Here is a 2,264-nt window from a genome sequence, read left to right on the forward strand (position 1 = left end):
GCATCACCGGGTGGTGGATGTTCGGGGTGTTCGCGCTCTCCGGCATGAAGATCATGTCCGGCGAGTGCTCACGCGCCGCCTGTCCGACGATGTCCTCGATGTGGCGCAGGTTGCGCTGCACCTCACCGCGACGGACGGCCAGTTGGATGGCGACGACGCGCTTCGTCGGCGTGCTCCGGCCCGGGCTCATGCCGCCACCGGTCCCGGAGCGGCGGGGCCTGACCCGCGGTCGGCGCCCGAGGCGGACACCGCCGCCGGCACGGAGTCGCCGATGCCGAGGTCGTCGACCTTCGCGGTGGGCACGGCCTGGAGCGCCCGTGCGGGCCGCAACGGCGGCCAGTTCCAGTCGGTGCGTTCGGACCGCGACTGGCGGGCGTTGCGGAACCGCGGGAACAGCTCCTCGCGCCAGATGCCGGCGTCGATGCGGATCTCCTCGATCGCCTCGCCGAGGATCGCCCGGCGGTCGGCGCCACGACGCAGCATCGCCTTGGTCGCGAACGTCGCGCCGACGAGCGGGTTCAGGACGTGGTGGGGTGCCCGGACGCGGTCGAACATGTGCAGCAGCTTGGACGGCTCGGCGCCGTCCCAGGCCGCGAAGACCTCGCGGTGCAGCGGGCTGACCTCGAAGATCCGCGACTCGCGGTTGCCCCAGTGGTAGGTCGCCATGCATTCGCGATCCCGGCGCTCCTCGACCGCGCGGAGCGCGGCGTCGAGCGCCCTGGGGTCGTCGAGCACCGGGGCCGCCGCCTCACCCCACAGCCGCCCGAACCGCATCGCGTCGCGCATGCCCTGCCCGATGATGGGGTCCTTGAAGTGCCCGGCGTCACCGGCGAGCGCCCAGCCCGGGCCGCTGGAGCGGCGGAAGAACGCCGGGTTGTCGGCGGTCGAGCGCAGCTTCGAGAAGTTCGTGGCGCCTTCGAGCCGGTCGCGGACGGACGGGCACTCGCGCAGCATCTCCTCCCACATCCCCTCCGGGTCCTTGCGCCACCGGGGGATGTCCTCCTTGGGCCCCATGAACAGGCACAGGACCCGGTCGTCGGGGCACGGGAAGATCAGCGCGTGGGTCTTGCCCCGCCGCAGCTGGATCAGGCGGTCGCGCCAGACCGTGCCGACCTTGGGATCGTCCATGTAGAAGAACGCGCACGCCCGGTGGTTGTCCGAGCCGCGGTAGGGCCGCTCGCTGCCGACGAGGCGCGCCACGGTGGAGCGGCGGCCGTCGGCGCCGATGAGCACCTTGCAGGAGACGGTCTCCTCCTCGCCGTCGGGACCACGCAGCACCACGCCCGCCACACGACCGTTCTCCCAGACGAGGCTCTCGCAGGAGGTGCGCTCGCACAGCTCGACGCCGGCCTCGAGCGCCGTCTCGACGAGGGCGTTGTCGAAGTGCGGTCGCGGGACGCAGATGCCGTAGTCGATCCCGTCGACCTCGGCGAACTTCCCGAGGCACGGGATGTCCTCGCCCTGCACCATGCCGTAGTGGGCCTTCGGCGGATCGCAGGCGAGCACCCGCTCGAGCGCGCCGAGCTTGTCGATCTCGGCGACCGCCGACGGGAAGTTCACGTGGGTGGACAGCGTGTCCGAGGGGAACGCCGCGCGATCGACCATGAGCACGGAGCGCCCGGCGCGCGCGAGGGCGATCGCCGCACCCGACCCCGCGCAGCGGGCCCCCACGACCACGGCGTCGTACTGGGATGAACTCGTCATGTCCCCACCGTAGGACCGAAACCCGCCCGCGCCATCACCACGCGGGGTGCTCCTTGTCCCGCAGGGGGGTTATTCGCCCTTCTCGCGGGCTCCCGCAGGCGGTTGGATCACCCCATGAGCACCATTGCCACCCCTCCCTCCGAGGCCGGCGCGGCCAACGACCAGCCGCCGCGGCTCGCCGACATCGACCTGATCGGCTCGGACCGGGCGCTGATCTCCGCGCTCGGTGCGTACGGCGCCGGCGCGCTGGAGGCCGAGGCCCGGGCGTTCGGGCGTCTCGCGGGCAGCACGTCGCTCCTGGACGCCGGCTTCGCCGCGAACGAGCACCCGCCCGAGCACGTGCCCTACGACCGCTCGGGTGTCATGACCGACGCGATCGCGTTCCACCCGGGATGGCACGAGGTCCTGGGCACCGCGGTCGAGGGTGCGGTGGCCGGAGGGGCCTGGGCCGACGACCGCGCCGGCGCCCACGTCGCGCGCGCCGCGAAGTTCATCGCCATCGCGCAGGCGGAGGCGGGCGTGACCTGCCCGATCGCGATGACACACTCCTCGGTGCCCGC

General features: G+C 72.8%; 1 protein-coding gene and 2 pseudogenes. 1 reads left to right on the top strand and 2 read right to left on the bottom strand.

Going from position 1 to position 2,264, the window contains the following annotated elements; all coding sequences use genetic code 11:
- Together ABYE80_RS19935 and ABYE80_RS19940 are read right to left on the bottom strand one after the other, a co-directional pair.
- Positions 1–190 (bottom strand): annotated as a pseudogene (locus ABYE80_RS19935) (carbon-nitrogen hydrolase family protein); the annotation flags it as partial.
- Positions 187–1,704, bottom strand: a complete 1,518-nt coding sequence (locus tag ABYE80_RS19940) for an NAD(P)/FAD-dependent oxidoreductase (protein WP_372792056.1) — start codon at positions 1,702–1,704, stop codon at positions 187–189. The gene ABYE80_RS19940 and the pseudogene ABYE80_RS19935, both read right to left, overlap by 4 nt.
- Before the next feature lie 114 nt (positions 1,705–1,818).
- On the opposite strand from ABYE80_RS19940, the pseudogene ABYE80_RS19945 reads away from it, so the two are divergent.
- Positions 1,819–2,264 (top strand): annotated as a pseudogene (locus ABYE80_RS19945) (DNA alkylation response protein); the annotation flags it as partial.

The sequence above is a fragment of the Paraconexibacter sp. genome, assembly GCF_041602235.1.
GTDB lineage: Bacteria > Actinomycetota > Thermoleophilia > Solirubrobacterales > Solirubrobacteraceae > Paraconexibacter.